The organism is Nocardioides sp. YJ-D4 (assembly GCF_054031495.1).
Genome location: NZ_CM132932.1, coordinates 5154109 through 5178944, shown reverse-complemented (window position 1 = coordinate 5178944; position 24836 = coordinate 5154109). Strand labels below are relative to the sequence as shown.

Annotated in this window: 25 protein-coding genes; 18 read left to right on the top strand and 7 right to left on the bottom strand. The window is 69.3% G+C overall.

The window, feature by feature from the left end; all coding sequences use genetic code 11:
• Positions 1-66 precede the first annotated feature (66 nt).
• Together ACW14X_RS24750 and ACW14X_RS24745 are read left to right on the top strand one after the other, a co-directional pair.
• A complete protein-coding gene (locus tag ACW14X_RS24750; RefSeq protein ID WP_008357928.1) occupies positions 67-909 on the top strand; it encodes a 3-hydroxybutyryl-CoA dehydrogenase in 843 nt (280 codons plus the stop codon).
• Between the two features lie 12 nt (positions 910-921).
• Positions 922-2088 (top strand): acyl-CoA dehydrogenase family protein, encoded by a 1167-nt coding sequence (locus ACW14X_RS24745; RefSeq protein WP_008357930.1) that lies wholly within the window; start codon positions 922-924, stop codon positions 2086-2088.
• A gap of 599 nt (positions 2089-2687) precedes the next feature.
• Here ACW14X_RS24745 and ACW14X_RS24740 read toward each other — a convergent pair.
• Positions 2688-3359, bottom strand: coding sequence for a TetR/AcrR family transcriptional regulator (locus ACW14X_RS24740; protein ID WP_160022120.1), 672 nt, complete (start codon positions 3357-3359; stop codon positions 2688-2690).
• An 87-nt stretch (positions 3360-3446) separates the two neighbouring features.
• Between ACW14X_RS24740 and ACW14X_RS24735 the strand changes: the two genes are divergently transcribed.
• From ACW14X_RS24735 to ACW14X_RS24695, 9 genes are all read left to right on the top strand, one after another.
• Positions 3447-5069 carry an acyl-CoA carboxylase subunit beta gene (locus tag ACW14X_RS24735; protein ID WP_457163673.1) on the top strand — a complete coding sequence of 541 codons (1623 nt, stop codon included), beginning with the start codon at positions 3447-3449 and terminating at the stop codon, positions 5067-5069.
• Positions 5066-5305: an acyl-CoA carboxylase subunit epsilon gene (locus ACW14X_RS24730; protein ID WP_457163672.1), complete on the top strand. Its 240-nt coding sequence runs from the start codon at positions 5066-5068 to the stop codon at positions 5303-5305. Before ACW14X_RS24735 ends, ACW14X_RS24730 begins: the two co-directional genes overlap by 4 nt.
• A gap of 22 nt (positions 5306-5327) precedes the next feature.
• On the top strand, positions 5328-7091 hold the full coding sequence (locus tag ACW14X_RS24725) for an acetyl/propionyl/methylcrotonyl-CoA carboxylase subunit alpha (protein ID WP_457163671.1): 1764 nt from the start codon (positions 5328-5330) through the stop codon (positions 7089-7091).
• Between the two features lie 299 nt (positions 7092-7390).
• Positions 7391-7972: an adenylate kinase gene (locus ACW14X_RS24720; protein WP_457166086.1), complete on the top strand. Its 582-nt coding sequence runs from the start codon at positions 7391-7393 to the stop codon at positions 7970-7972.
• Positions 7973-8123: 151 nt separating this feature from the next.
• Positions 8124-9380, top strand: a complete 1257-nt coding sequence (egtB, locus tag ACW14X_RS24715) for an ergothioneine biosynthesis protein EgtB (RefSeq protein ID WP_457163670.1) — start codon at positions 8124-8126, stop codon at positions 9378-9380.
• Complete coding sequence (locus tag ACW14X_RS24710) at positions 9377-9847, top strand: hypothetical protein (RefSeq protein ID WP_457163669.1); 471 nt, start codon at positions 9377-9379, stop codon at positions 9845-9847. The genes egtB and ACW14X_RS24710 overlap by 4 nt, the downstream gene beginning before the upstream one ends.
• The gene (gene egtD / locus ACW14X_RS24705) at positions 9844-10818 is read left to right on the top strand and encodes an L-histidine N(alpha)-methyltransferase (protein ID WP_457163668.1); all 975 of its coding nucleotides are present in this window, start codon (positions 9844-9846) and stop codon (positions 10816-10818) included. Before ACW14X_RS24710 ends, egtD begins: the two co-directional genes overlap by 4 nt.
• A 59-nt stretch (positions 10819-10877) precedes the next feature.
• On the top strand, positions 10878-11201 hold the full coding sequence (locus ACW14X_RS24700) for a hypothetical protein (protein ID WP_457163667.1): 324 nt from the start codon (positions 10878-10880) through the stop codon (positions 11199-11201).
• Positions 11198-11608 (top strand): MerR family transcriptional regulator, encoded by a 411-nt coding sequence (locus ACW14X_RS24695; protein ID WP_457163666.1) that lies wholly within the window; start codon positions 11198-11200, stop codon positions 11606-11608. The genes ACW14X_RS24700 and ACW14X_RS24695 overlap by 4 nt, the downstream gene beginning before the upstream one ends.
• Positions 11609-11626: 18 nt before the next feature.
• Here the strand turns inward: ACW14X_RS24695 and ACW14X_RS24690 are convergent, their stop codons facing one another.
• Complete coding sequence (locus ACW14X_RS24690; RefSeq protein ID WP_457163665.1) at positions 11627-12304, bottom strand: TetR family transcriptional regulator; 678 nt, start codon at positions 12302-12304, stop codon at positions 11627-11629.
• 71 nt (positions 12305-12375) lie between these two features.
• Between ACW14X_RS24690 and ACW14X_RS24685 the strand changes: the two genes are divergently transcribed.
• Both ACW14X_RS24685 and ACW14X_RS24680 read left to right on the top strand, forming a co-directional pair.
• Positions 12376-13227 (top strand): 3-hydroxybutyryl-CoA dehydrogenase, encoded by an 852-nt coding sequence (locus ACW14X_RS24685; RefSeq protein ID WP_160022102.1) that lies wholly within the window; start codon positions 12376-12378, stop codon positions 13225-13227.
• Between the two features lie 26 nt (positions 13228-13253).
• Positions 13254-14417: an acyl-CoA dehydrogenase family protein gene (locus tag ACW14X_RS24680; protein WP_160022100.1), complete on the top strand. Its 1164-nt coding sequence runs from the start codon at positions 13254-13256 to the stop codon at positions 14415-14417.
• Positions 14418-14424: 7 nt separating this feature from the next.
• Here the strand turns inward: ACW14X_RS24680 and ACW14X_RS24675 are convergent, their stop codons facing one another.
• Genes ACW14X_RS24675 through ACW14X_RS24665 form a run of 3 tightly spaced genes read right to left on the bottom strand, consistent with a single transcriptional unit; the run spans position 14425 to position 16660 of the window.
• On the bottom strand, positions 14425-14667 hold the full coding sequence (locus tag ACW14X_RS24675) for a hypothetical protein (RefSeq protein WP_160022098.1): 243 nt from the start codon (positions 14665-14667) through the stop codon (positions 14425-14427).
• Between the two features lie 2 nt (positions 14668-14669).
• Complete coding sequence (locus ACW14X_RS24670) at positions 14670-15947, bottom strand: sensor histidine kinase (RefSeq protein ID WP_457163664.1); 1278 nt, start codon at positions 15945-15947, stop codon at positions 14670-14672.
• Positions 15944-16660 (bottom strand): response regulator transcription factor, encoded by a 717-nt coding sequence (locus ACW14X_RS24665; protein ID WP_160022094.1) that lies wholly within the window; start codon positions 16658-16660, stop codon positions 15944-15946. Before ACW14X_RS24665 ends, ACW14X_RS24670 begins: the two co-directional genes overlap by 4 nt.
• 193 nt (positions 16661-16853) lie before the next feature.
• On the opposite strand from ACW14X_RS24665, the gene ACW14X_RS24660 reads away from it, so the two are divergent.
• The 4 genes from ACW14X_RS24660 (at position 16854) to ACW14X_RS24645 (ending at position 20994) form a co-directional block, all read left to right on the top strand.
• Positions 16854-17921 (top strand): AAA family ATPase, encoded by a 1068-nt coding sequence (locus tag ACW14X_RS24660; RefSeq protein ID WP_457163663.1) that lies wholly within the window; start codon positions 16854-16856, stop codon positions 17919-17921.
• Positions 17918-18871 (top strand): DUF58 domain-containing protein, encoded by a 954-nt coding sequence (locus ACW14X_RS24655; RefSeq protein ID WP_457163662.1) that lies wholly within the window; start codon positions 17918-17920, stop codon positions 18869-18871. Before ACW14X_RS24660 ends, ACW14X_RS24655 begins: the two co-directional genes overlap by 4 nt.
• A gap of 16 nt (positions 18872-18887) precedes the next feature.
• The gene (locus ACW14X_RS24650) at positions 18888-19892 is read left to right on the top strand and encodes a VWA domain-containing protein (RefSeq protein WP_457163661.1); all 1005 of its coding nucleotides are present in this window, start codon (positions 18888-18890) and stop codon (positions 19890-19892) included.
• A 238-nt stretch (positions 19893-20130) separates the two neighbouring features.
• The gene (locus ACW14X_RS24645; protein WP_457163660.1) at positions 20131-20994 is read left to right on the top strand and encodes a S1C family serine protease; all 864 of its coding nucleotides are present in this window, start codon (positions 20131-20133) and stop codon (positions 20992-20994) included.
• A 42-nt stretch (positions 20995-21036) separates the two neighbouring features.
• Here the strand turns inward: ACW14X_RS24645 and ACW14X_RS24640 are convergent, their stop codons facing one another.
• Positions 21037-22722: an alpha/beta hydrolase gene (locus tag ACW14X_RS24640; RefSeq protein WP_457163659.1), complete on the bottom strand. Its 1686-nt coding sequence runs from the start codon at positions 22720-22722 to the stop codon at positions 21037-21039.
• Entirely contained in the window at positions 22697-23170 is a 474-nt protein-coding gene (locus ACW14X_RS24635; protein ID WP_457163658.1) for an LURP-one-related/scramblase family protein, read from the bottom strand. Before ACW14X_RS24635 ends, ACW14X_RS24640 begins: the two co-directional genes overlap by 26 nt.
• A 188-nt stretch (positions 23171-23358) precedes the next feature.
• On the opposite strand from ACW14X_RS24635, the gene ACW14X_RS24630 reads away from it, so the two are divergent.
• Complete coding sequence (locus ACW14X_RS24630) at positions 23359-24813, top strand: basic amino acid/polyamine antiporter (protein WP_457163657.1); 1455 nt, start codon at positions 23359-23361, stop codon at positions 24811-24813.
• The last annotated feature ends 23 nt before the right edge of the window (positions 24814-24836 follow it).

Below are 24836 nucleotides of genomic sequence, written 5' to 3'. Positions count from 1 at the left end.
CACTGCAAGTCCTGATCCGCTGCCCGTGTGTGACCATCCCCGCTTCGATCAACAGAGAGCAGAACAGTGAACAGGATCGGCGTAGTCGGTTGCGGCCTGATGGGCGCGGGCATCGCGGAGGTCTCGGCACGAGCCGGGATGGAGGTGGTCGTCGTTGAGTCGAGCGCGCCGGCGGCCGAGGCCGGACAGGCACGTCTGACGAAGTCGCTGAAGCGCGCAGAGGACAAGGGCAAGATCGGCTCGGCCGCCGCGGTGCTGGAACGGATCCGGCTCGAGATCTCGCTCGACGCGCTGGCCGACCGCGAGGTCGTGGTCGAGGCGATCGTCGAGGACGAGCAGGCCAAGACCGACCTGTTCACTCAGCTCGACAAGATCGTCGAGTCGCCAGACGCGATCCTCGCCTCCAACACCTCATCGATCCCGATCATGAAGCTCGGCGTCGCCACCACGCGTCCTGAGAACGTGATCGGCATCCACTTCTTCAACCCTGTCCCGGTGCTCAAGCTCGTCGAGCTCGTCCCGTCCCTGATCACCTCGCCCGACGTCACCGAGAGGTCGCGTAGGTTCGTCCAGGATGTCCTCGGCAAGGAGGCGATCGACTGCCCCGACCGAGCCGGCTTCGTGGTCAACGCACTGCTGATCCCGTTCATCCTGTCGGCGATCCGCATGCTCGAGTCGGGCTTCGCAGATGCTGAGGACATCGACCGTGGACTGGTGCTCGGGGCCGCGCACCCACAGGGACCGCTGGCCCTCGCAGACCTGATCGGGCTCGACACCACCAAGGCGGTCGCGGACTCTCTCTATGAGGAGTTCAAGGAGCCCCTGTACGCCGCTCCCCCGCTGCTGCTCCGCATGGTCGACGCCGGCCTCCTCGGCCGCAAGGCCGGCCGCGGCTTCTACAACTACTGAGGTGGGCAGACCATGACGAGTACGACCGACTTCGACCTGTTCCGGATCAGCGAGGAGCACGGTTATCTCCGGGAGGCGGTGCGCGCCCTTGCCGAGAGCAAGATCGCGCCCGAAGCGGCGCAGGTCGACGAGACCAGCTCCTTCCCGCAGGCGGCGTACGACGCGCTGCGTGCCGGGGACTTCCACGCCCCTCATATTCCTGGGCAGTACGGAGGTGCCGGCGCGGACGCGCTCGCGACCTGCATCGTCATCGAGGAGGTGGCCCGCGCTTGTGCCTCCTCCTCGCTCATCCCTGCGGTGAACAAGCTGGGGACGATGCCGCTGCTGCTGGGGGCGTCGGAGGAGCTGAAGGCCACGTACCTCCCTCCCGTCGCGCGCGGTGATGCGCTGTTCGCCTACGGGCTCTCTGAACGCGAAGCCGGCAGCGACACCGCCGCCATGAAGTGCCGCGCCATCCGAACAGGCGACGGCTGGGTCCTCAACGGCCAGAAGTCGTGGATCACGAACGCCAGCGCAGCCGAGTATTACACCGTCCTCGCCGTCACCGACCCCGATGGGCGCCGAGGCGCGAACGTCACCGCCTTCGTGGTGGAACGCAACGACGAAGGCTTCACGTTCGGTGCTCCGGAGCGGAAGCTCGGCATCAAGGGGTCCCCGACCCGCGAGCTCCGATTCGACGACGTACGGATCCCGGAGGATCGGATGGTCGGCCGGGAGGGTGAGGGACTGAAGCTTGCCCTGCAGACCCTGGACCACACGCGAGTGACCATCGGCGCACAGGCCGTCGGCATCGCCCAGGGCGCCCTCGATCACGCGCTCGACTACGTGCGCGAACGCAAGCAGTTCGGCAAGCGGATCGCCGACTTCCAGGGCCTTCAGTTCATGCTCGCCGACATGGGGATGAAGCTCGAGGCGGCACGCAACATGGTCTACGTCGCCGCGGCGAAGTCGGAGCGCAACGACGCCGACCTCTCGTTCTTCGGAGCTGCTGCGAAGTGCTTCGCCTCCGATGTCGCGATGCAGGTCACCACCGATTCCGTCCAGCTCCTTGGAGGGTGCGGCTACACGCGCGACTTTCCGCTCGAGCGCATGATGCGTGACGCCAAGATCACCCAGATCTACGAGGGCACCAATCAGGTTCAGAGGCTCGTCATGGCACGGGCGCTTCTCGCACCCTGACCGAACAGAGGCGACGGGTCGTTGCGGCACCTGATGACGATCGGCAATCAGGCGCATACGTCCCCTCTTTCGCGTCAGGGCGCGCGTGCCTCGACGCTTGCACGCGGCGCGGGATCAGGCCTGTGCCCGATCGATGATCGGAAGGATCAGACGACTCGGATGCGCCGGGCCGAGGTGGACGCTGTTGTCGGCTTCCACTGCGTCGTCGATGGACTCGCGGGCGATGAAGCCGCCGGTGTTGTCCCGTCAAGACCGGCGGGCTTCAGGGGCGCCGATCCCCATTGCGGCGAGACCTACCCACACCGACGCACTCGTCGGCGTAGTGGCGGCGGTCGTCCCACGCGAGCAGCCAGTGACAACATCCCCGGATCACGTGTCCCGATAGCGGGCACTCAGTCAGCCGGAACCAGCGACCAGGCCCCTTACTGTCCGGTTACTGTCCGGTCGAGAGTCACCCCGGACAGCTGACGACCGTCGATACTCATCACGTTCTCCCAGTTCAACAGAGCAATTCCGTCTCCAATCATCACCAACCCTTCGCACGGGAATGCTCCCCGGCTTACAGGCCAGCCCGTCCGCTTCATCGGCCTGATCCGGTGTCACTGATCGAGGTTGCGGACGGCGATGCCCTCCAGCGCCCTCTTGACCGCCTTCTCCACGGCAGAGGCAGGTACGCCGGCCGGAACGACGAGCATCCCGATCGAGGCCTCGCTCTCGTCGGCGAAGGTGCGATGGACGGCGGCCAGTGCCTGCTCGATCTCCCGCTGGGGGTCGGTGCACTCTCGCCGGAGCCATCGGCGAAGCACGCGGTTGTGTGCCGCGACGACGGCCGCTGCCGTCATCTCGGCACGGAGCTCCGCCTCTGGCGAGGCGTCGGCCCAGTGGCTCAGGTAGCGACGGAAGAGGCGCTGGTAGCGGGCACCGCTCACCAGCTCACGCTCACGGAGGGCTGGCACGGTGGAGGTCAGCCCGTAGCGCTCCCGCGCACGCTCGCCCTCCGCGACGTAATGGAACAGCACGATCTTGACCGCGTCCGTGACAGCGGCGAGGCCGGCGTCTGCGGGCGAGGAACGGAGTCGCTCTTCGACCCGGCCGAGAATCTCATCGTGGTCGGGGAAGATCACCGCTTCCTTGGACCCGAACGAGCGGAAGAAGGTGCTGCGGCTGACGCCGGCCTCGGACGCGATGTCGTCGACAGAGGTGGCGGCGTACCCCTGGATCCCGAACAGGCGGAACGCCGCGTCCGAGATCTCGTCACGCGCTGCTGCCATCACTCTCCCTTTTGGAACGATCCCTGGACATCATGCCGTATGACACTTAGTCTCACTCATTGACACTGAAGTTCACAAGGAGTCCCGTTGAGCGCCGAGCCCACCACCGCACCCGATTCCTCGGGCGCCGAGATCGATCTGCACACGACTGCCGGGAAGCTGGCCGAGCTGGAGCGTCGTCTTGACGAGGCTGTCCATGCTGGTTCCGCCAAGGCGGTGGAGAAGCAGCATGCGAAGGGTCGTCAGACCGCCCGGGAGCGGATCGAGATGCTGCTCGATGAGGGCTCGTTCCAGGAGGTCGATGAGCTGGCCCGGCACCGGTCGACCGCGTTCGGGCTGGAGAAGAACCGCCCGTTCGGGGATGGGGTGGTGACCGGGTACGGCACCATCGACGGCCGCCAGGTGTGTGTCTTCTCCCAGGACTTCACCGTCTTCGGTGGGTCGCTGGGGGAGGTCTATGGCGAGAAGATCACCAAGATCATGGACCTGGCCATCAAGACCGGGTCCCCGCTGATCGGGATCAACGAGGGCGCCGGCGCCCGCATCCAAGAAGGCGTGGTCTCGCTGGGGTTGTATGGGGAGATCTTCAAACGCAACGTCCACGCTTCGGGGGTGATCCCGCAGATCAGCCTGATCATGGGCAACTGTGCCGGCGGGCATGTCTACTCCCCCGCGGTCACCGACTTCACCATCATGGTCGACAAGACCTCCGGCATGTTCATCACCGGCCCCGACGTGATCAAGACCGTCACCGGTGAGGACATCACCATGGAAGAGCTCGGCGGCGCCTTGGCGCACAACTCCAAGTCCGGGGTGGCCCACTACATGGGCGCTGATGAGGCCGACGCCATCGACTACGTCAAAGCGTTGCTGTCCTACCTGCCCTCGAACAACATGGAAGAGCCGCCCGCGTTCGAGGAGGTCGCGGATCTGGAGATCACCGGGCTGGACCGGGAGCTGGACACCTTCATCCCCGATGGCGGGAACCAGCCCTACGACATGCACGAGGTCATCTCCCATGTTGTCGATGATGAGGAGTTCCTCGAGGTCCAGCCGCTGTGGGCACCCAACATCATCATCGGCTACGCCCGCATCGAGGGCCGCCCGGTCGGGATCGTGGCCAACCAGCCGATGCAGTTCGCCGGCTGCCTCGACATCGACGCGAGTGAGAAGGCCGCCCGGTTCGTGCGTACCTGCGACGCCTTCAACGTCCCGGTGATCACTTTCGTCGACGTGCCCGGGTTCCTGCCCGGCACCGACCAGGAACACAACGGCATCATCCGCCGCGGCGCGAAGCTGATCTACGCCTACGCCGAGGCCACCGTCCCCCTGGTCACCATCATCACCCGCAAGGCCTACGGCGGCGCCTATGACGTGATGGGCTCCAAACACCTCGGCGCCGACATCAACCTGGCCTGGCCCACCGCCCAGATCGCGGTCATGGGCGCCCAAGGCGCCGCCAACATCGTGCACCGCCGCACCCTGGCCGAGGTCGAAGCCGCCGGCGGAGACGTCGAAGCCAAACGCGCCGAGCTGATCGATGAGTACGAGACCACCCTGGCCAACCCCTACATCGCCGCCGAACGCGGCTACATCGACGCGGTCATCCCACCCCACGAAACCCGCGCCGAAGTCACCCGCGCGCTCCGTCTCCTGCGTACCAAGCGCGAGACTCTGCCGGCCAAGAAGCACGGGAACATCCCGCTGTGACCGCGCCGGAGGACCCGACGACCGAGCAGAAGGCCGAGCAGAAGCCTCTGCTCAAGGTCATCGACCAGAACGCCACCCCCGAAGAGGTGGCCGCGATCGTGGCCGTCTTCGCAGCGCTGGGGTCAGCCGGCGAGGCCCCGAAGAAGAAGCCCCGCTCCCTGTGGGCCACCCCGCAGCTGCGTACCCCCATCCACCCCGGCCCCGGCGCCTGGCGCGCCAGCGCTCTTCCGAACTGAACACCGTAGAAAGCAGAACACCGTGCCTGAACTGACAAAGGTTTTGATCGCCAACCGCGGTGAGATCGCGGTTCGAGTGATCCGTGCATGCAAGGACGCCGGGATCGGGTCGGTCGCGATCTATGCCGAGCCCGACCGTGACGCGCTGTTCGTGCGGCTGGCCGATGAGTCCTATGCCCTGGGTGGCGCGACCCCGGCGGAGTCGTACCTCTCGATCGAGAAGATCCTCGACGTCGCCAAGCAGTCGGGTGCGGACTCGGTCCACCCCGGGTACGGGTTCCTGGCCGAGAACGCCGACTTCGCCACCGCGGTCATCGACGCTGGGTTGACCTGGATCGGGCCCTCCCCCGAAGCCATCGACGCGCTGGGTGACAAGGCCAAGGCCAAGCAGATCGCGCTCAAGGCCGGGGCGCCGTTGGCGCCGGGGCTCAAGGACCCGGTCAAGGACGCCTCCGAGATCGTCGCCTTCGCCCAGGAGTACGGCCTGCCGGTCGCGATCAAGGCCGTCTTCGGCGGCGGTGGCCGCGGCCTCAAGGTCGCCCGCACCCTGGAGGAGATCCCCGACCTGTACGAGTCCGCGGTCCGCGAGGCCGTCGGTGCCTTCGGGCGGGGTGAGTGTCTGGTGGAGAAGTTCCTCGACAAGCCCCGCCACGTCGAGACCCAGTGCCTGGCCGACACCCACGGCAACGTGGTCGTGGTCTCCACCCGGGACTGCTCCCTGCAGCGCCGCCACCAGAAACTGGTCGAGGAAGCCCCCGCACCGTTCCTGACCGAGGAACAGAACAAACGGCTCTATGAGTCCTCCAAGGCCATCTTGCGCGAGGCCGGCTACGTCGGCGCCGGGACCTGTGAGTTCCTGGTCGCCGCCGACGGCACCATCTCCTTCCTCGAGGTCAACACCCGCCTCCAGGTCGAACACTGCGTCTCCGAGGAAGTCACCGGCCTCGACCTGGTCCGGGAGATGTTCCGCATCGCCGCCGGCGAGGAGCTCGGCTACGACGACCCCGAGGTCCGCGGCCACTCCATCGAATACCGCATCAACGCCGAGGACGGCGGCAACAACTTCATGCCGGCGCCGGGCACCCTGACCGAATGGGCACCCCCGGCCGGGCCGGGTGTCCGCCTCGACGGGGGCTATGAGAAGGGCGAGACCATCCCGGGCGCCTTCGACTCCCTGATCGCCAAGCTGATCATCACCGGTACCTCGCGTGAGCAGGCACTGGAGCGTTCGCGTCGTGCCCTGGCCGAGTTCAAGGTCGACGGGATGCCGACCGTGATCCCGTTCCACCAGGCCGTCGTGGACGACCCGGCCTACACCGCGGAGAACGGGTCCTTCGAGGTCTACACGACCTGGATCGAGACCGACTTCGACAACCAGATCACCCCGTACGCCGGCACCGCCGGCGAGGCCGAGGAGGCGGGCGAGCGTCAGACCGTCGTGGTCGAGGTCGGCGGCAAACGCCTCAACGTCTCCCTCCCCGCCGGGCTCGGCGGCCTCACCACCGCCGGCGGCGGTGCGGGTGCGGCGAAGAAGCCCAAGCGGTCGGCCAAGAAGACCGGAGCCGCCGCCTCGGGCGACTCCGTCACCTCCCCGATGCAGGGCACCATCGTCAAGATCGCCGTCGACGAAGGCCAACAGGTCGCCGAGGGCGACGTCGTCGTGGTCATCGAAGCCATGAAGATGGAACAACCCCTCAAAGCCCACAAGGCCGGCACCATCACCGGACTCAACGCCACCGTGGGCGAAACCGTCACCAACGGCGCCGTCATCGCCGAGATCAAGTAGCTGAAGGGACCTGTGATGACACCAGCGCCTGCGACTCTCCCCAGGCCCCAGTCACGCGGCAACGTGAGCATGCAGTGGCTGGCAACGGCGCCGCAGACACAGCCGCGGCACTCTCGCGACCGATCGCCGTGGGGGACCGTACACATCCGGAGGAACGGCTCCCAGCGAACGGCCTGCGGAGAGCCGACCGCGCTCTGGTACACGTTCTGGGAGCTCCCGATCAACATGACGTCTCCCGAGATGTGCCGGTCGTGCGCGCAACGTGCCGCGGGCGAGCCCGCGACCATGGCGGGTCGCTGATGCGGATCATCATCATGGGCCCGCCGGGCGCCGGTAAGGGAACTCAGGCCAAGCACCTCGCCCAGCACTTCGGCATCCCGGCCATCTCCACCGGCGACATCTTCCGCGCCAACGTATCGCTGGCCACACCACTCGGCCTGGAGGCCAAGCGCTACCTGGACGCCGGCGAGTACGTGCCGGACGAGATCACCAACAACATGGTCCGCGACCGGATCGGCGAGCCCGACGCAGCCAGCGGCTTCCTTCTCGACGGCTATCCCCGCACGCTCGCACAGGTCGAGGAGCTCGACGGGATGATCAGGCCCGCCGGCCACGAGATCGATGGCGTCATCAGCCTCGTCGTCGACGAGGACGAGGTGGTCGAGCGGCTGCTGCAGCGTGCCCAGACGGAGGGCCGAGCCGACGACACCGAGGACATCATCCGCCGTCGTCAGGAGATCTACCTCGAGCAGACGGCGCCGCTCATCGACGCCTACCGCGAGCGCGGGCTCATCGTCGAGGTCGACGGCCTCGGGGAGGTCGACGAGGTCACCAAGCGGATCCTCAGCGCCTGCGATTCATCCGCAGACGCCGTCTGCTGACACGCGAACGGTGACGTCGGTTGCCGCACACCGGGGCCGGTATGGCCCCGGTGTGCGGCACCGCTAAAACCGCGTGGCGCGGGTTGGGCGACCAGGCAGAGTAGTTCGTAGCACTCGCCGTACTCGACCCTCCACCGTCAGGAGACGTGAGATGGACACGACCACTGCGATCACCCGCTTCGACGAAGTCCGGGCCGACACCGAACGCCTCGCCGCACCCCTCTCCCCCGAGGACCAGACGGTCCAGTCGATGCCGGACGTCTCCCCCACCAAATGGCATCGCGCCCACGTGACCTGGTTCTTCGAGACCTTCGTGCTGGCCGAGAACGAGCCCGGCTTCACACCGTTCCAGGACAAGTACTGGTTCCTCTTCAACAGCTACTACGAGCAGGTCGGGCCGAGGTACGCGCGGCCGATGCGCGGCGTGATCAGCCGCCCCGGCGCGTACGAGGTCGGCGACTACCGCCGCAACGTCGACGACCGGGTCCGGGACCTGCTCGACCGCGTGGACGAGGGCACCTTCGCCAAGCTCGCCCCGACCATCGAGCTCGGCTTCCATCACGAGCAGCAGCACCAGGAGCTGCTGCTGATGGACATCAAGCACGTGCTCTCGCTCAACCCGCTGCAGCCGACCTACGCCGGGCGTCCGGTCGCGGCCGGCGGGACCGACCGGCTGGGGTGGGTCGACCTCGACGGCGGCCTGGTCGAGATCGGGTCCGAGGGTGGTGGGTTCTGCTTCGACAACGAGCTGCCACGGCATCAGCAGTGGCTGGAGCCGTACCGGCTCGCCGACCGGCTGATCACCAACGGCGAGTGGCTGGAGTTCATGGCCGACGGTGGCTACCGGCGCCCGGAGCTGTGGCTCTCCGACGGCTGGGCGCGGGTCAACGCCGAGGGCTGGGAGGCGCCCTTCTACTGGCGCGACCTCGACGGAGAGTGGTTCGAGCACACCCTGCACGGCACGTCTCCGCTCGACCCGGGGCTGCCGGTCTGCCACCTGAGCCACTACGAGGCCGATGCGTACGCCACCTGGGCAGGCAAGCGCCTGCCCACCGAGGCCGAGTGGGAGCACGCTGCCCGGACGTACGAGGTGGCCGGCAACCTCGCCGACCGGGACAGCTTCCACCCACGTGCGGCCGGCCCCGCGACCGGCGGCCTGCGACAGCTCTTCGGGGACTGCTGGGAGTGGACCTCCTCGGCGTACCTGCCCTACCCGGGCTTCCACCCCGCCGCCGGAGCGATCGGTGAGTACAACGGAAAGTTCATGTCGAGCCAGATGGTGCTCCGTGGCGGCTGTGCGCTCACCCCGCCGGGACACACCCGAGCCTCGTACCGCAACTTCTTCCCGCCTGGTGCGCGCTGGCCCGTCACCGGGCTCCGGCTCGCCGACGACGGGCGTCGTGCGTGACCTGGTCGGCTGCCGTCACCTGTGCCCATCGCGGCATCCTCGGACCACCCCACACCCACGTCGACTGGGCCTGTGATCACGACTACTGCCCCGCTCCGCTGCGACTCGGTCCATGGACCGCCGCGGTCAGCGGCACGATCGACGACTCCTGGACGCTCATCCTCGACAAGGCGCAGCAGGAACGCCTGCCGATCGGCTCTGCCGTGGTCCAGATCGCCAACGAGATAGCGGTCGGCGGCTTCTCCGTTCTTCTCAGCGACGGGGAGGAGCTTGCCCTGCTGACCGGTGACGAGGGCGGCTACCTGGTCGAGCCGGCGTCCTGGGAGTACGTCGTCAGCGGCCGTCCGCTCCCGGGCGCCCCGTCCACCTCCATCCCGCCGCGCACCATCGGCGTCCTCAGTCCGTGCGGGCCCACCTGGTGGCGACTCGACACGCCGCTTCACAACCCGAAGGAGAACCTCGCGTGACCCTCGACAGCACCGACCTCACCACCCTGCTGACCGCCGAGGACCTGCGTCGGAGCCTTGCGGAGGACGCCCGCACCGGCCTGAGCGCGTCGCCGAAGTGGCTCCCGCCGAAGTACTTCTACGACCAACGGGGTTCGGAGCTGTTCGAGGAGATCACCCGGCTGCCGGAGTACTACCCGACCCGCACCGAGCGAGCGCTGCTGACCGAGCATGCCCGGGAGATCGCCGAGGCCTCCGACGCCGAGGTGCTTCTCGAGCTCGGGTCCGGTTCCTCGGAGAAGACCCGGCTCCTGCTCGACGCGCTGACTCGGACCGGCCGGCTGACGACGTACGTTCCCGTCGATGTCAGCGCCAGCGCGCTCACCCAGGCGATGGACGCGCTCGCCGAGGAGCGGCCGGGGCTCGCGCTGCACGGTGTCGTCGCCGACTTCGACCAGCATCTCGGGCAGCTGCCGATCCCGGGACGCCGGCTGATCGCGCTGCTCGGCAGCACGCTGGGCAACTACGACCGCCCCGGCCGCGAGCGGTTCCTGGGATCGGTCGCCGCCGCCATGCAGCCCGGGGAGGGTCTGCTGCTCGGGCTGGACCTGGTCAAGGACCCCGGTCAGCTGGTCGCCGCCTACGACGACTCCGCCGGCGTGACCGCCGAGTTCAACCTCAACGCGCTGCGCGTTCTCAACCAGAGCCTGGGCGCCGACTTCGATCTCGACGGGTTCCGGCACCTGGCGCGGTGGAACGCCGACGAGGAGCGGATCGAGATGCGCCTCGTCGCGCAGGACTCCGCCCGCGTGGAGCTGAGCGAGCTCGAGCTCGTCATCAAGTTCGACGAAGGTGAAGAGCTCCTCACCGAGCTGTCCTGCAAGTTCCGTCGCAGCAGCGCCGCCCGCGAGCTCGCCACGGCGGGCTTCGGCGACCTTCGCTGGTGGACCGATCCGGAGGAGGCGTACGCGCTCGTCCTGGCCACCCGCTGAGCGACGCCGGCAGGCTGGGCTTGCAACCTGTACCAAGGTCCAGGTTTACCGTGGTGGGTATGGAGAACCTGCTGACCACCGACGCGTGCACGCTGCCGACCGCTGAGCGCCCGCTACGACTGGCGGAGTTCGACGACCTGTTCGCCACGTCGGTCCGCGGCGTTCTGCGCCGCGGCGACGGCGTACTCATGCAGCTCACCGGCACGGAGGGGCTCCTCGAGCGCGTCCGCGACCTCGCCGCCCGCGAGACCGCGTGCTGCTCGTTCTTCACCTTCACCATCGAGGGCACCGACCAGGACCTCACCCTCGGCATCTCGGTGCCGCCCGACCGTCGGGAGATCCTGGACGCCCTGGCCGAACGAGCCCAGGAGCTGTCGGCATGAGCCTGCGGATCGCCGACGTCGCCCGGGCGGCCGGCGTGAACAAGGAGACGTTGAGGTACTACGAACGCCGCGGGCTGATCGATCAGCCGGACCGAAGTCCGGGCGGGCATCGGCTCTATGACGAACGAGCCGTGCAGACTCTGCGGATCATCAAAGCCGCCCAGCGTCTCGGGTTCACCCTCGACGAAGTCGCCGACCTGATCGAGGTCGGCCGCCGGCGAGGGCGCGACTCCGGACTCCAGACGCGCGCTCGAGCCAAGCTGGTCGAGGTCGAGGCCCGGATGGCGGACCTCACGGCGATCCGGGACAACCTCCGCGCAGCCCTCGACGCCGGTTGCGACGACCTGCACGAGTGCGCGAGCAGCGACTGCTGCCCGCTGCCGTTCGCGGAGATCACCACCCGATAGACCGACGTGCCTCTCGGCTCAGGGCGCTTCCTCGTCCAGCAGGGGCTGCAGCTGCGCCTGGATGGCGGCGGGCGTGGCCGAGGTGCGCAGCACGACCACGGTGGAGGACGGCTCGAGCCCTGAGGGCTGATAGCGCTCGAGGGCGACCCGCATCGCCTGGTCGAACTCGCTCTCGGGATCGGAGGTCTGGTCCCGGAGCCAGCGCCGGAGCACGTAGTTGTGGGCGGTCACGAGGTCGGCCGCCAGCAGATCGGCGCGCAGATGTCCGTCAGGCAGGTGGGACATCCACTCCCGAAGCCAGCGTGCGAACAGCCGCTGGTACTGCTGGATGCCACCCGTCTCACGGGCACGTAGGGCTGGCACCGAGCCGACCAGGCGGTAGCGCGCTCGCGCCAGCTCCCCCTCGTCGAGGTAGTGACGCAGCACCACGCGCGCCGCCTCACTCAGCGCGACGGCGCGCGTCGCTGGGGTCGCGGCGGCCAGACGCTCGTCGATGCGACCGAGCAGCAGGTCGTGCTCGGGAAAGATCACGTCGTCCTTGGACCCGAACGCGCGGAAGAAGGTCGTACGCCCGACGCCGGCGCGACGCGCGATGTCCTCGGCTGTCGTCGCGTCGAAGCCGCGTTCCTCGAACAGTTCGTACGCCGCGGCGACCAGGCGATCCTTCGTCGTCGCTGATCGAGGCTTCTCGCTCATGACCTGAACCTACTTGTTGGTACGCCGTTCCGTCTATAAGGTACGGCGTACCAACACATAGGAGGCTGCACATGAACGGGTTCAACCGCGTCGGCGTCGTCGGTGCCGGACTGATGGGGGCCGGCATCGCCGAGGTCGCCGCGCGCGCCGGCAAGGACGTCGTCCTCATCGACGCCAACCCCGCGGCCGCCGAGGCCGGCCTCGACCGGCTACGGGCCTCCCTCGAACGCGCCGAGCAGCGCGGCAAGGTCAGCGACGCCGCCGCGGTGCTGGAGCGCATCACCGTCGGCAGCGACCTCGAAGCGCTCGCCGACCGCGACCTGGTCATCGAGGCGATCGTCGAGGACGAGGCCGCCAAGACCGCGCTGTTCACCCGGCTCGACGCCATCGTCGCCGACCCCGAGGCCGTACTGGCCTCCAACACCTCCTCCATCCCGATCATGAAGCTCGCGGTCGCCACCGAGCGGCCCGCGCAGGTGATCGGGCTGCACTTCTTCAACCCGGTCCCCGTGCTCTCCCTGGTCGAGCTCGTGCCCAGCCTGCTGACCGCGCCGGAGACCGCCGACCGCGTACGTACGTTCGTCGAGAACGACCTCGGCAAGCACCCCATCGACTCCCAGGACCGTGCGGGCTTCGTGGTCAACGCGCTGCTGATCCCGTTCGTGCTCTCCGCGATCCGGATGCTGGAGTCCGGGTTCGCGACCGCCGAGGACATCGACCAGGGCCTCGTCCGCGGCGCGGCCCACCCGCAGGGACCGCTGGCGCTGGCGGACCTGATCGGGCTGGACACGACCAAGGCCGTGGCCGAGTCGCTCTACGAGGAGTTCAAGGAGCCGCTCTACGCCCCGCCCCCGCTCCTCGCGCGCATGGTCGACGCCGGTCTGCTGGGCCGCAAGACCGGCCGCGGCTTCTACCACTACTGACCCAAGCCATCGATCAAGGAGGCACCATGTCCGACGACTTTCCCTACCTCGAGCTCGCCGACCACCACCTCGACCTGCGCGAGGCCGTGCGTGCGATCGCGGCGAACAAGATCGCTCCGTACGCCGCAGAGGTCGATGCCGACGCGCGGTTCCCGACCGAGGCCTACGACGCGCTCGTCGCCTCCGGCCTCCACGCGGCGCACGTGCCCGAGGAGTACGGCGGCGAGGGCGCCGACGCCCTGGCGACCTGCATCATCATCGAGGAGGTCGCTCGCGTGTGCGCCTCCTCCTCCCTGATCCCCGCGGTCAACAAGCTCGGCAGCCTCCCGCTCATCCTGGCCGGCTCCGAGAGCCTCAACCAGCGATACCTCCCGCCGCTCGCCGCCGGCACCTCGACGTTCTCCTACGCCCTCTCCGAGCGCGAGGCCGGCTCCGACACCGCCTCCATGAAGACCCGCGCCGTCCGCGACGGCGACCACTGGGTGCTGAGCGGCCAGAAGTCGTGGATCAGCAACGCAGGTGTCTCCGACTACTACACGGTCCTCGCCGTCACCGATCCCGACGGCCGGCGCGGATCCAACGTGAGTGCCTTCGTCGTGGAGAAGGGCGACGAGGGGTTCACCATCGGCGCACCCGAGAAGAAGCTGGGCATCAAGGGCTCCCCCACCTGCGAGCTGATGTTCGACGCCGTCTACCTGCCTGACGACCGCATCATCGGCGAACCCGGCACCGGCCTCCAGCTCGCCCTGCGCACCCTGGACCACACCCGCATCACGATCGCCGCCCAAGCCGTCGGCATCGCCCAGGGCGCGCTCGACCACGCGTTGGCCTACGTCCAGGAGCGCCAGCAGTTCGGCAAGCACATCGCCGACTTCCAGGGGATCCAGTTCATGCTCGCCGACATGGCCATGAAGCTCGAGGCCGCCCGCCAGCTCGTCTACGTCGCCGCCGCCAAGTCCCAGCGGGACGCCGGCGACCTGTCCTTCTTCGGGGCAGCCGCCAAGTGCTTCGCCAGCGACACCGCCATGGAGATCACCGTCGACGCCGTCCAGCTCCTCGGTGGAGCCGGCTACACCCAGGACTTCCCCCTCGAACGCATGATGCGCGACGCCAAGATCACCCAGATCTACGAAGGCACCAACCAGATCCAGCGCGTGGTGATGGCACGCCAGCTGCTCGGGAAGCGGTAGCGGCGGTTCAGCTCGCCCAGCAGTCGTCCCACGTCTCGTACGTCTCGTACGTCGGGTCGTCGGCGTACGTCGTCGACCAGCGGGCTTCCTCGACCGTCTCGACCGTGCCGTAGTAGGTCGTCGGCTTGGTGGGTGGCGTGGGCGCCGGGTCCACCTGGACCGTGACGTTCATGCAGGCGCTGGTGACGGCTCCGAGCAGAACCACAGGGGCAAGAGCTCGTACGCCAGGCCACGTCGTTGCTGTTCTCATGCTCACTCCTCAAGCGGTGGGTCGGCGGGCAGCCCCAGCAGCGGGTCGCCTTCTGGTGGCGAGTCGGTGCGCCCTGCCGAACGGTTCATGGCGTGGTCGGGGAGCCAGAGCACGAAGGTGCTCCCGGCCCTCCCGTGGCTGACCAGGACGAGCCGGCCTTCGTGGCTCTCGGCGATCTGGCGGGCGATGGAGAGGCCGAGGCCCGACCCGTCGGTGACCGCGTCGTCGCCGGACGTACCGTTCCCGCGGTAGAACCGGTCGAAGACACGTTCCTGGTTCGCCTCGTCGATCCCCGGTCCCTCGTCGGCGACCGCGGCCCAGGCCCAGCCGTCGCGGCTGCCCATGCCGACCGTGAGGGTGGAGCCGGCCGGGGCGAGTCTGACCGCGTTGGACAGCAGGTTGGCCATGACGCGCTGCAGCGCGTCGGGGTCGCCGACGACGACCGGTCCACCGTGGCTGCGCTCGACCACGCTGAGGCCGCGTGCCTCCGCCGGCAGCCGGTACTCCCGAACGGCAGCGGTGACGACTCCGGCCAGGTCGACCTGACGGTCGGTGAAGGCCTCCGATCGGCTGCGGGCGATGGCCAGCAGGTCCTCGATGAGGCGCCGCATCCGGCGGGTCGCCTGGAGCACGACCAGGCTGGCCTCGCGCCGCTCGGGGATCGTGGAGCGTTCGTTGGCGAGGACGGCCTCGACGTTGGTGTGGATGAGCGAGACCGGGTTGCGCAGCTCGTGGGAGACGTCCTCGACGAACCGGCGCTGGTCGGAGAACGCCCGGTCAAGGCGGGCGAGCATGGAGTCGATGGTGTCGGCGAGCGTACGCAGCTCGTCGTGCGGCCCGGTCGCGCCGATGCGCCGGGTGAGGTCGGAAGCGTTGATCTCCTGGGCGGTGCGGGTGATCGCGCCGACCGGCCGCAGCGCGCGACCGGCCACCCACCAGCCGATGGCCAGGCTGAGCACGAACATCACGATCAGCGCGATGATCGAGTAGTTGCGCAGCGTCTGGAGCGAGGCGTAGTTGACCGCCTCCTGGACGTCGGCGAAGTCCGCGGCCTGGAACTCCTGGCCCGGCTTGTAGACGATGTGGCCGTCCTCGGTCTCGAACTTCTTGACCGTCACCGGGTCCAGCGGCGCGGCGCTGATGCTGCTGGAGACCGCGAGGTAGACCCCGGCAAGGAGCAGCGCGGTCACGCCGAACAGGAGCGAGGAGTACGTCAGGGTCAGCCGCACCCGCACCGTACGGAGCCAGCGGGGCACCCGCGCCAGCCGGCCCTCACTCATGCGGTCACGCCCCGGTCCAGCTCGGGCAGATCCCGAAGCCGATAGCCGCGGCCGACGACGGTCTCGAGGGCCGGCGCCTCCTCACCGACGGTGAGCTTGCGGCGCAGCGTGCCGACGGTGACCCGCACGGTCTGGGTGAACGGATCGGCGTTCTCGTCCCACACGTGCTCCAGGAGCTCCTCGGCCGAGACGATGTAGGCGGGCCGGGACATCAGGTAGCGCAGGACGGAGAACTCCTTGAGCGTCAGGCCGAGCTCGCGGTCGCCCCGCCGCGCCAGCTGCCGCGCGGTGTCGAGCCGGATCGGCCCGTGCGTCAGCACGGCGGAGCCATCGCTGCTCGGCCGACGCAGCAGCGCGCGCAGCCGAGCGGTCAGCTCGGCCAGCTCGAACGGCTTGGTCAGGTAGTCGTCGGCACCGACGTCGAGGCCGCGGACCCGGTCGTCGAGACGGTTGCGGGCGGTGAGCATCAGGATCCGCGGTGCCTCCTCGCCGGGGATCTCCAGATCCCCCGTACGCAGCGCCGCGGCCACCTCGAAGCCGCTGCCGTCGGGCAGATTGATGTCCAGGACGACGAGGTCGTAGGCGTTCACGCCGAGCTTCTCCAGCGCGTCGGCAACCGATCCGGCCCCGTCGACGGCGTACCCCTCCCGCTGCAGCGCGACCCGCAGGGCGCTGACCAGGCCCGCCTGGTCCTCGACGATCAAGACCCTCACGCTCAAGAACGGTAGCGCGTGGCCGGGCCGGCGCCCATGCGTAGGAAGTAATCGCTCGGTATCGGTTCCGCCCAGCTCTTTCGGATCGCTTTCGGTGCCGTTTCCGCTGGTTTTCGCCCCTCTTCGATGTGATCGGTGCTCAGCAGAGCCATCCAGGACAGAGCCAGGACACAGCCAGCCAGGGAGGTCCCCCATGTGGGAGCCAGAGCAGAAGCAGCCGATCACCGAGCCGATCCGGTCCGACATCGGGACGAGTGCCGTCCTCGAGCGGGTGCTGTTCGAGGTCAAGCGCGTCGTCGTGGGGCAGGACCTGATGATCGAGCGGATGCTGGTCGGGCTGCTCGCCCGCGGCCATGTGCTGCTCGAGGGTGTGCCCGGCGTCGCCAAGACCCTGGCTGTACGCACCCTCGCCGACGTCGTCGGCGGCTCGTTCGCCCGGCTCCAGTTCACCCCGGACCTGATGCCCTCCGACATCGTCGGCACCCGGGTCTGGCGGCCATCGGCGGAGCAGTTCGACACCGAGCTGGGACCGGTCTTCGCCAACCTCGTCCTCGCCGACGAGATCAACCGGGCCCCGGCCAAGGTGCAGTCGGCGCTGCTGGAGGCGATGGCGGAGCGCCAGGTCAGCATCGGTGGCACCAGCCACCGCCTGCCCGACCCGTTCCTCGTCCTCGCCACCCAGAACCCGATCGAGAACGACGGCGTCTACCGGCTGCCCGAGGCCCAGCGCGACCGCTTCCTGCTCAAGGTCGACGTCGGCCACGTCGACGAGCTCGAGGAGATGACCATCATCCAGCGGATGGGGACCCAGCCACCACACGCCGAGCAGATCCTCGACGCCACCGCGCTGCGACACCTGCAGTCACGAGCGGACCAGGTCTTCGTCCATCACACCGTCGCGCAGTACGCGGTCAAGCTCGTCATGGCGACGCGTACGCCGCATGCCTACGGGCTCCGCCACCTCGAGGGGCTGCTGGCCTACGGCGTCAGCGCACGTGGCAGCCTCGGTCTCATCACCGCAGGTCGCGCCCTGGCGCTGCTGCGCGGGCGCGACTACGTGCTGCCCGGCGATGTCGCCGACCTGGCCGGCGACATCCTGGCCCACCGGCTGGTGCTCACCTTCGACGCCGAGGCCGACGGGGTCGACCCCCGCGCCGTCGTGGACGCCGTCCTCGCCGTCGTCCCGCAACCGCGGGCGACGCCGAGCGACGACGACTCCGAGACCGCCGAGCCTGCGCCCGATGCGGAGCTGGCCTCGTGAACCCGGCACGGCGCTCGCCCGACGGCGCCTTCCGGAGGCTGGACCTGACCGTCCAGCGGCGAGTGAGCGGGCTGCTCCAGGGCGAGACCGCCGGACTGCGGCTCGGGCCGGGCAGCGACGCCGAGGAGCTGGTCCCCTACTCCCCCGGCCACGACGTACGCCGCATCGACTGGAACGCCACCGCCCGTCTGGGCGATCCGCACGTCTGGCTCACCCAGGCCGAGCACGAGCTCGAGACCTGGGTCCTGGTCGACCGCACCCCCAGCATGGCCTTCGGGACCGCGCTCGCCGAGAAGGTCGAGGTCGCCGAGGCGACCGTCTCCGCGATCGGCATCGTGGCCGACGGCCCCGGCAACCGGGTCGGTCTCGGGATCCTCGATTCTGGCGGCGTACGTTGGCGCCCGCCCACCACCGGACGCCGCGTCGCCCGTCGGCTGCTGACCACGGAGCCACCTTCGCCGCGTACGGCCGAGGCGGCGACGACCGGTCCCACCTTCGCCGCAGCGCTGGTCGAGCTGGGCCGGCGCGCCCGGATCCCGGGACTGCGGGTGATCGTGTCCGATCTGCTGCCCGCGGACGGGTCCTGGGAGCGGACCTTCGACTGGGAGTCGCCGCTGCGGCGGCTCACCGCGCGCCACGATGTGATCGTCGTCGAGATCGTGGACCCTCGCGAGCTCGACCTGCCCGCCGTCGGCCACGTCACGATCCTCGACCCGGAGACCGGCCGTCAGCACGAGGCCGACACCTCCGACCCGCGGCTGCGGGCGGCGTACGCCGAGGCGATGCGGTCGCTGCGCGAGCACAACGCGGAGGCCGTCCGGGCCGCCGGTGCGGACCACCTCCGGGTCTCCACCGACGACGACTGGGCACGCCTGCTCATCCGCCTGCTGCGCCGCCGGGCACGGCATCCCCGACGGGCCCGCTCACGCTCGGCCACGGCCACCCACTGATCGGAAGGAGCCCTCGATGAGACTCACCCAGCCCCTGTTCCTGCTCGCGCTGGTCCCGGTCGCCCTGCTCGCCATCGGCTACCTGGTGATGCAGCGCCGCCGGATCAAGTACGCCCTCCGCTTCGCCACCGCCCCCATGCTCGAGCGCCTCGTCCCCCACCGTCCACGCTGGCGCCGCCACCTGGCCGCCGGGCTGGTCGTCGGTGCCTTGGCCCTGCTGGCGGTCGCCACCACCCAGCCCCAGGTCCGGGCGCAGGTGCCGTACGAACGCGCCACGATCCTGGTCGCCATCGACACCTCCGCCTCGATGTCGGCCGAGGACATGCCACCCAACCGCCTCGAGGCCGCCAAGGCAGCCGCCGTCGACTTCGTCGAGCAGCTGCCACCGCGCTACAACGTCGGGCTCGTCAGCTTCTCGAGCAATGCCCGCGTCGTCTCCAGCCCGACCACCGATCACGCTCTGGTCGCCCGCAGCATCGAGGGTCTCGGCCCGCCCGACGGCGGCACCGCCATCGGCGAGACCGTCTTCTCCTCGATCAACGCCCTGCAGCAGGTCCTGGACGAAGCCGCCTCGGCCGATCCGTCCGCCTCACCCTCGCCCGACGGCGCCGAGGAGTCCGGCACGGAAGAGGAGGGGGCGCCGGCCCACCTCGTACTCCTCTCCGACGGCGGCAACTCCGCAGGTCGCAACCCGGTGGCGGCGGCCGAGGCCGCCAGCGAGGCGGGACTGCCCGTCTCGACCATTGCCTACGGGACCGAAGGAGCCAGCGCCGCCCTGCCCGGCGGACAGTCGGTCGAGGTCCGCGAAGACACGCTGCGCGAGCTCGCCGACACCACCGGCGGCGAGTTCTACCGCGCCTCCAGCGCCGACGAGCTGCGCGAGGTCTACGACGACATCGGCACCCTCGTCGGCTACCACGTCGAATACCGCGAGATCACCGTCTGGGTCGTCATCGGCGCCATGGTCCTCGCCTTCGTCGCCGCCGCGCTCTCCCTGCGCTGGTTCGCCCGGCTCATCTAAGCCACCCCGAAGTCCAGGACAGGAAGGCACTCTCGTGAACGACACCGCATCGCCCGGGCCCGGCCTCGGCCGGCCCACCGGACCCCAGCAGTGGACCGTCGCGGCCCCACCCGCCCGCGCCCTCCGTCCGCTCCAGCCCCCGCCACCACCCCCGATCCGACCAGTCGCACCCCCGCAGGCACCACCGTCCGCGCCGAGCCCGACCCCCCTGTCGGCACCCCCTCCGGCGCGACGTGTGGTGCGTGACCGCTACGGCAGGGTGCGGCTGGTCGCCCCACCACGCTCCCCCGATGCGGCCGCTCCACAGGGCTCTCCGACCGGTGCTCACCCGGAGCCGCCCGCCGCACTGGCCAAGCGGCCACGACGTACCCGCACCGTCACGCTCACCCTCGCGGCGGCCGTCGTCGCGGGCGCGGCGACCAGCGGCGCGATCACCCTCGTCGCCCCCGACCGGGAGCCCGGCGCAGGCACCATCGCCGCGCCGGCCCCCGCACCCCAGGGCGGTTCACAAGGAGGGGCGCCGACCAACGCCACCGAGGCCGCCGCCCAGCGCATCCTGCCCAGCGTGGTGCAGGTCCGCGCGGGCCGCGGCTCCGGCTCCGGAGTCGCCATCGACGGCGTCGGCCACGTGGTCACCAACGCCCACGTCGTCCAGGGCTCCGACTCGGTGAGGCTTGTGCTGGCCGACGGCAGCACCACCTCGGGCCGCGTCATCGGCAGCGACGAGCGCAACGACATCGCGGTGATCGCCACCAACCCCAATGCCGTACGCGCCGCCACCATCGGCCAGAGCGGCAACCTCCGGATCGGACAGCCCGTGATCGCCGTCGGCTCGCCCCTCGGTCTCAACGGCACGGTGACCTCCGGCATCGTCAGCTCACCCCACCGCTCCTCCGGATCGAGACCCGAGATGATCCAGACCGACGCCGCCATCAACCCCGGCAACTCCGGCGGCCCGCTGGTCGACCTCCAGGGCCGTGTCGTCGGGATCAACACCTCCATCGCCACCCTCGGCGGCCCCAGCGGCAACATCGGCATCGGCTTCGCCGTCCCCATCGACCGGGTACGCACCGTAGCCCAGAGCCTGATCAGCCAGGGCTGAGCCCGATCGCGGGACCGGCCCACTCGACGCTGGCGCCGGAGGTCATCTCAGCCACCCCCGGTTGCCGATCACCGCGGCCAGCTCGTCGGTGCGCTCATCCGTCCATCCCGGTGGCGGCAGGATCTCCGCCCAGGCGTTCACCGGCGCGGTGCCGAACTGGTGGCCCTCCCCGGCCGGCACCGAGTTGGCGGAGAACTGGTCGACGCCCAGCTGCAGCATGGTGACGCCCGGGATCCAGCGCACGTTCGGGGAGACGCCACGGCCGCGCTCCTCCTCCAGCCAGTCCGGGCGCTCCAGCGCCAACGACGGCGACCACCAGGTGATCGGGTCGTTCGCGTGCTGGAGGTATCCGATCCGGGTGCCGTCCCAGGCCCCGGGCAGCTCCCACTCCTCGGGCCGGTCGGCGAAGCGTACGATCTCGCCGTCGTCAAGGATCGGCAGCACCTGAGGCGTGCCCTGCTCGCGTTCCTCGGTGAACCGGTTCCAGAGCCGGTTGTCGGCGGTCGGGCCCACGAACAGGGCGCCGTCGGTGCGGGTCGCGAGATCCTGCGCTCCGCTGAAGGCGGCCTCGCCGCCGAAGCTGCCCAGGCTCTCCCCGCTCACCACCAGCAGCGGACGGTCGGCCTCGGGGATCTCCAGCCAGCGTCCGTAGACGGCGTCGAAGAGTGCCAGGCCGGCGTCCTGCGCGCGCTGGCGGTCCAGGACGAAGGACATCCAGCTCGGGAGGTAGGAGTACTGCAGGCTGACCGTCGCCGTGTCGCCACCCCACATGAACTCCAGCGCCTGGGCCTGGTTCTCGTTGACCCAGCCTCTGCCCGTGCCGGTCACGACGTTGATCACCGCGCGGTCGAAGCCGCCGAGCGCGTCGAGCTCGGCCACCGCGGCCCGCGCCTCGTCGCGGATGTCGACGCCTTCGGGCCCGGCCCCGATGTAGGCGCGCACCGGCTGCCGGGCCGGCTCCTGGGTGAACTCGCCGATGTCCGCGGCGGTCGGCGCGCTCGCGATGAAGACCCGTCCCTGGCGGCCCAGGTCATCCCATTCCTGTGACGAGGCCGGACCGGCCGTGAGCTCGGGCTCCGTGGGCGCGGGTACGTTGGTCCTGAACTCCTCGTTGATCGTGGCGAAGCTCGAGTCGAGCGCTCCCAGCAGCCGGTTGCCGCCCACCCCGATGGCCAGCTCGTAGATCAGGACGGCAGCGATCAGGCCGCCGATCACGGTCGACGCGGCAGCGGGAAGGAAACGGCCGACGAACCGGCCGATCGAACGGCCCAGCGCCCTGATCGCCCGCGACAGTCCGAGGAACAGCGCGAACAGCACCGCGGTGATCATCACGGTGAGCACCAGGTGCCAGAAGCCGACCCGGTCGACCCCGACCAGGTCGCGTACCTCGTTCTCCCACCGCAACGACAGGCCCAACACGATCAGGGTGCCGACGCCGGCGACGCCGGCGAGAACCCGCCAGGCGACCACCCGTGCCCTACCGGTCAACCGGCCACCACAGCTGCGGACCAGCCATCCCGCCAACGCGCCCGCGCCGTACCCGGCCAGCATGCACAGCGCGGTGAGCAGCGCCTGGAAGAGCGCGGTCCGCGGCATCAGTGACGGAGTCAGCGACGCCCAGAGAAGCACCACCGTGCCGGCCGTCGCCGCGAACGGCGCTCGCAGCTGCCTGCGCAACCGCTCCCGCAGCACGTCGACCGCGTCACTTCGCAGGATGGACCATCGCATCGACCGCGACGGTCACGGCCAGGATGAGGGCTGCCTCCTCGCCGGGCGCGACCTCGACCCCGTAGGTGTCGCGGACGCGGAACCACTTCTTGGACACCTCGGCGATCTTGCGTCCGTCAGCCTCGATGTCGTACTCGTGGTCGACGATGTTGCCCTGGACCGTCCAGTCCTCACCCTGCTCGCGGTCGACCTTCCAGCGATCGCGCAGGGGCGAGATGAGCGCCTTGTGCACGAGGGCGAGCTTCTCGCCGTCGGCGTCCTCGATCGCCATCGAGTCCCGGATGTGCAGGACCCTGGTCTGGATGCGGCAGACCTTGTTGCCGTGGGCGTCCTCGAGATCGAACGTGTCGCGCAGCCGCAACGCCTTGCCATCGACGCGGAAGACCCGGTCGCCGTCCTCGTTCTCGATCCAGTAGTCGTCACCGATCGAGATCATCTTCTGGCGCATCTGGAAGCGGCTGGCACTCCCACCGCGCCCGAAAGCCTCACGTTCCTCTTGGCGTTTCTCGCGTCGGTCACGAAACCCCATCGTCGTCTCCCTTCACAGGACCATCCCAGCGTCGTCGCAGACGAGGCAGGACGGATCACACGTTCCGGGTGAGGTGGACGGATCGGATCGGACATCAGATCAAGAACATGAGTTCTGACGCTGCCACCACCGAGGCACCCGCCGCAGCGAAGATGAGTCTTCCCACCCTGACCGCGATGGTCGTGGGTGGGATGGTCGGCGCCGGGGTCTTCTCCCTGCCGGCCCGGTTCGGGGTCGCCACCGGCATCCTCGGCTCACTGATCGCGTGGGCGATCGCGGGCGCCGGGATGCTCATGCTGGCGTTCGTGTTCCAGACCCTCGCGGTCCGCAAGCCCGAGCTCGACTCCGGGGTCTTCATCTACGCCAAGGCCGGCTTCGGCGACTACGCGGGCTTCAACTCCGCGATCGGCTTCTGGGCCAGCTCCGTGGCCGGCAACACCTTCTACTGGGTCTTCATCGGCGCCACCATCGGCGCGTTCTACGACGGCTTCGGGGACGGCGACACCGTGCTCGCGGTCGCGCTCTCGACCGTCGGGGTGTGGCTCTTCCACTACCTGATCGCGCGTGGCGTCCGGGACGCCGCCGTGATCAACCGGATCGTCACGATCTTCAAGGTCCTGCCGATCCTGGTGTTCATCGTGGTCCTCTTCATCTCCTTCGACGCCGGCGTCTTCGCCGACAACTGGGTCGCGACCGGCTACGGCGATCTCGGCGGCCTCGACGAGCAGATCCGCAACACGATGCTGATCACCACCTTCGTCTTCATCGGCATCGAAGGCGCCAGCGTCTACTCCCGCTACGCCAGGAAGCGCGAGGACGTCGGGAAAGCGACCGTGCTCGGCTTCCTCAGCGTGCTGTCGATCTTCGCGCTGGTCACCCTGTCCAGCTACTCCGTCGTCCCGCAGCCCGAGCTGGCCGCCACCCGGCAGCCGTCGATGGTCGGCGTCTTCGAGTCGGTGGTCGGCGACTGGGGCGAGGTGTTCATCAGCGTCGCGGTGATCGTGTCGGTCCTGGGCGCCTACCTCGCCTGGACGCTGATGGCGGCGGAGGTCATGTACGTCCCGGCCCGCTCCGACGACATGCCCGCCTTCCTGGGTCAGGAGAACCGGAACGGCACCCCGATCACCGCGCTCGTGGTGACGTCGCTGGCCGTTCAGGGGCTCCTCGCCCTCACCCTGTTCGTCAACGACGCGCTCAACTTCATGCTCGATCTCGCCACGAGCCTGGCGATCCTGCCCTACCTGCTGGCCGCCGCGTACGCACTCAAGCTCGGCCTGACCGGCGAGGCGTACGAAGGGGTGGCGGCCGGCGTACGTCGCAAGGAGACGATCGTGGCCGGCATCGCGACGGCGTACACGATCTTCCTCTTCGACGCCGCCGGGCTGAAGTTCGTGCTGCTGATGACGCTGATCCTCGCGCCGGCGTCGCTGCTGTACGTCAAGGCCCGCAGCGAGCGTGGCAGGAGGATCTTCAGTCCCACCGAGATCGCGCTGTTGGTCGCGATCCTCATCGGAGCGGCGATCGGCGTCGTCGGCCTGTGGACCGGCCGGATCTCCCTCTGATCTCCATCCCCGACAGAAAGGCA

What these genes read in the sequence shown, in the direction of transcription:
- ACW14X_RS24745 (WP_008357930.1), top strand. Translation starts at nt 922, where the DNA reads ATGACGAGTACGACCGACTTCGACCTGTTCCGGATCAGCGAGGAGCAC.
- ACW14X_RS24740 (WP_160022120.1), bottom strand. Translation starts at nt 3,359, where the DNA reads ATGGCAGCAGCGCGTGACGAGATCTCGGACGCGGCGTTCCGCCTGTTC.
- ACW14X_RS24720 (WP_457166086.1), top strand. Translation starts at nt 7,391, where the DNA reads ATGCGGATCATCATCATGGGCCCGCCGGGCGCCGGTAAGGGAACTCAG.
- egtB (WP_457163670.1), top strand. Translation starts at nt 8,124, where the DNA reads ATGGACACGACCACTGCGATCACCCGCTTCGACGAAGTCCGGGCCGAC.
- ACW14X_RS24700 (WP_457163667.1), top strand. Translation starts at nt 10,878, where the DNA reads ATGGAGAACCTGCTGACCACCGACGCGTGCACGCTGCCGACCGCTGAG.
- ACW14X_RS24695 (WP_457163666.1), top strand. Translation starts at nt 11,198, where the DNA reads ATGAGCCTGCGGATCGCCGACGTCGCCCGGGCGGCCGGCGTGAACAAG.
- ACW14X_RS24690 (WP_457163665.1), bottom strand. Translation starts at nt 12,304, where the DNA reads ATGAGCGAGAAGCCTCGATCAGCGACGACGAAGGATCGCCTGGTCGCC.
- ACW14X_RS24685 (WP_160022102.1), top strand. Translation starts at nt 12,376, where the DNA reads ATGAACGGGTTCAACCGCGTCGGCGTCGTCGGTGCCGGACTGATGGGG.
- ACW14X_RS24680 (WP_160022100.1), top strand. Translation starts at nt 13,254, where the DNA reads ATGTCCGACGACTTTCCCTACCTCGAGCTCGCCGACCACCACCTCGAC.
- ACW14X_RS24675 (WP_160022098.1), bottom strand. Translation starts at nt 14,667, where the DNA reads ATGAGAACAGCAACGACGTGGCCTGGCGTACGAGCTCTTGCCCCTGTG.
- ACW14X_RS24670 (WP_457163664.1), bottom strand. Translation starts at nt 15,947, where the DNA reads ATGAGTGAGGGCCGGCTGGCGCGGGTGCCCCGCTGGCTCCGTACGGTG.
- ACW14X_RS24660 (WP_457163663.1), top strand. Translation starts at nt 16,854, where the DNA reads ATGTGGGAGCCAGAGCAGAAGCAGCCGATCACCGAGCCGATCCGGTCC.
- ACW14X_RS24650 (WP_457163661.1), top strand. Translation starts at nt 18,888, where the DNA reads ATGAGACTCACCCAGCCCCTGTTCCTGCTCGCGCTGGTCCCGGTCGCC.
- ACW14X_RS24640 (WP_457163659.1), bottom strand. Translation starts at nt 22,722, where the DNA reads ATGCGATGGTCCATCCTGCGAAGTGACGCGGTCGACGTGCTGCGGGAG.
- ACW14X_RS24635 (WP_457163658.1), bottom strand. Translation starts at nt 23,170, where the DNA reads ATGCGCCAGAAGATGATCTCGATCGGTGACGACTACTGGATCGAGAAC.
- ACW14X_RS24630 (WP_457163657.1), top strand. Translation starts at nt 23,359, where the DNA reads ATGAGTTCTGACGCTGCCACCACCGAGGCACCCGCCGCAGCGAAGATG.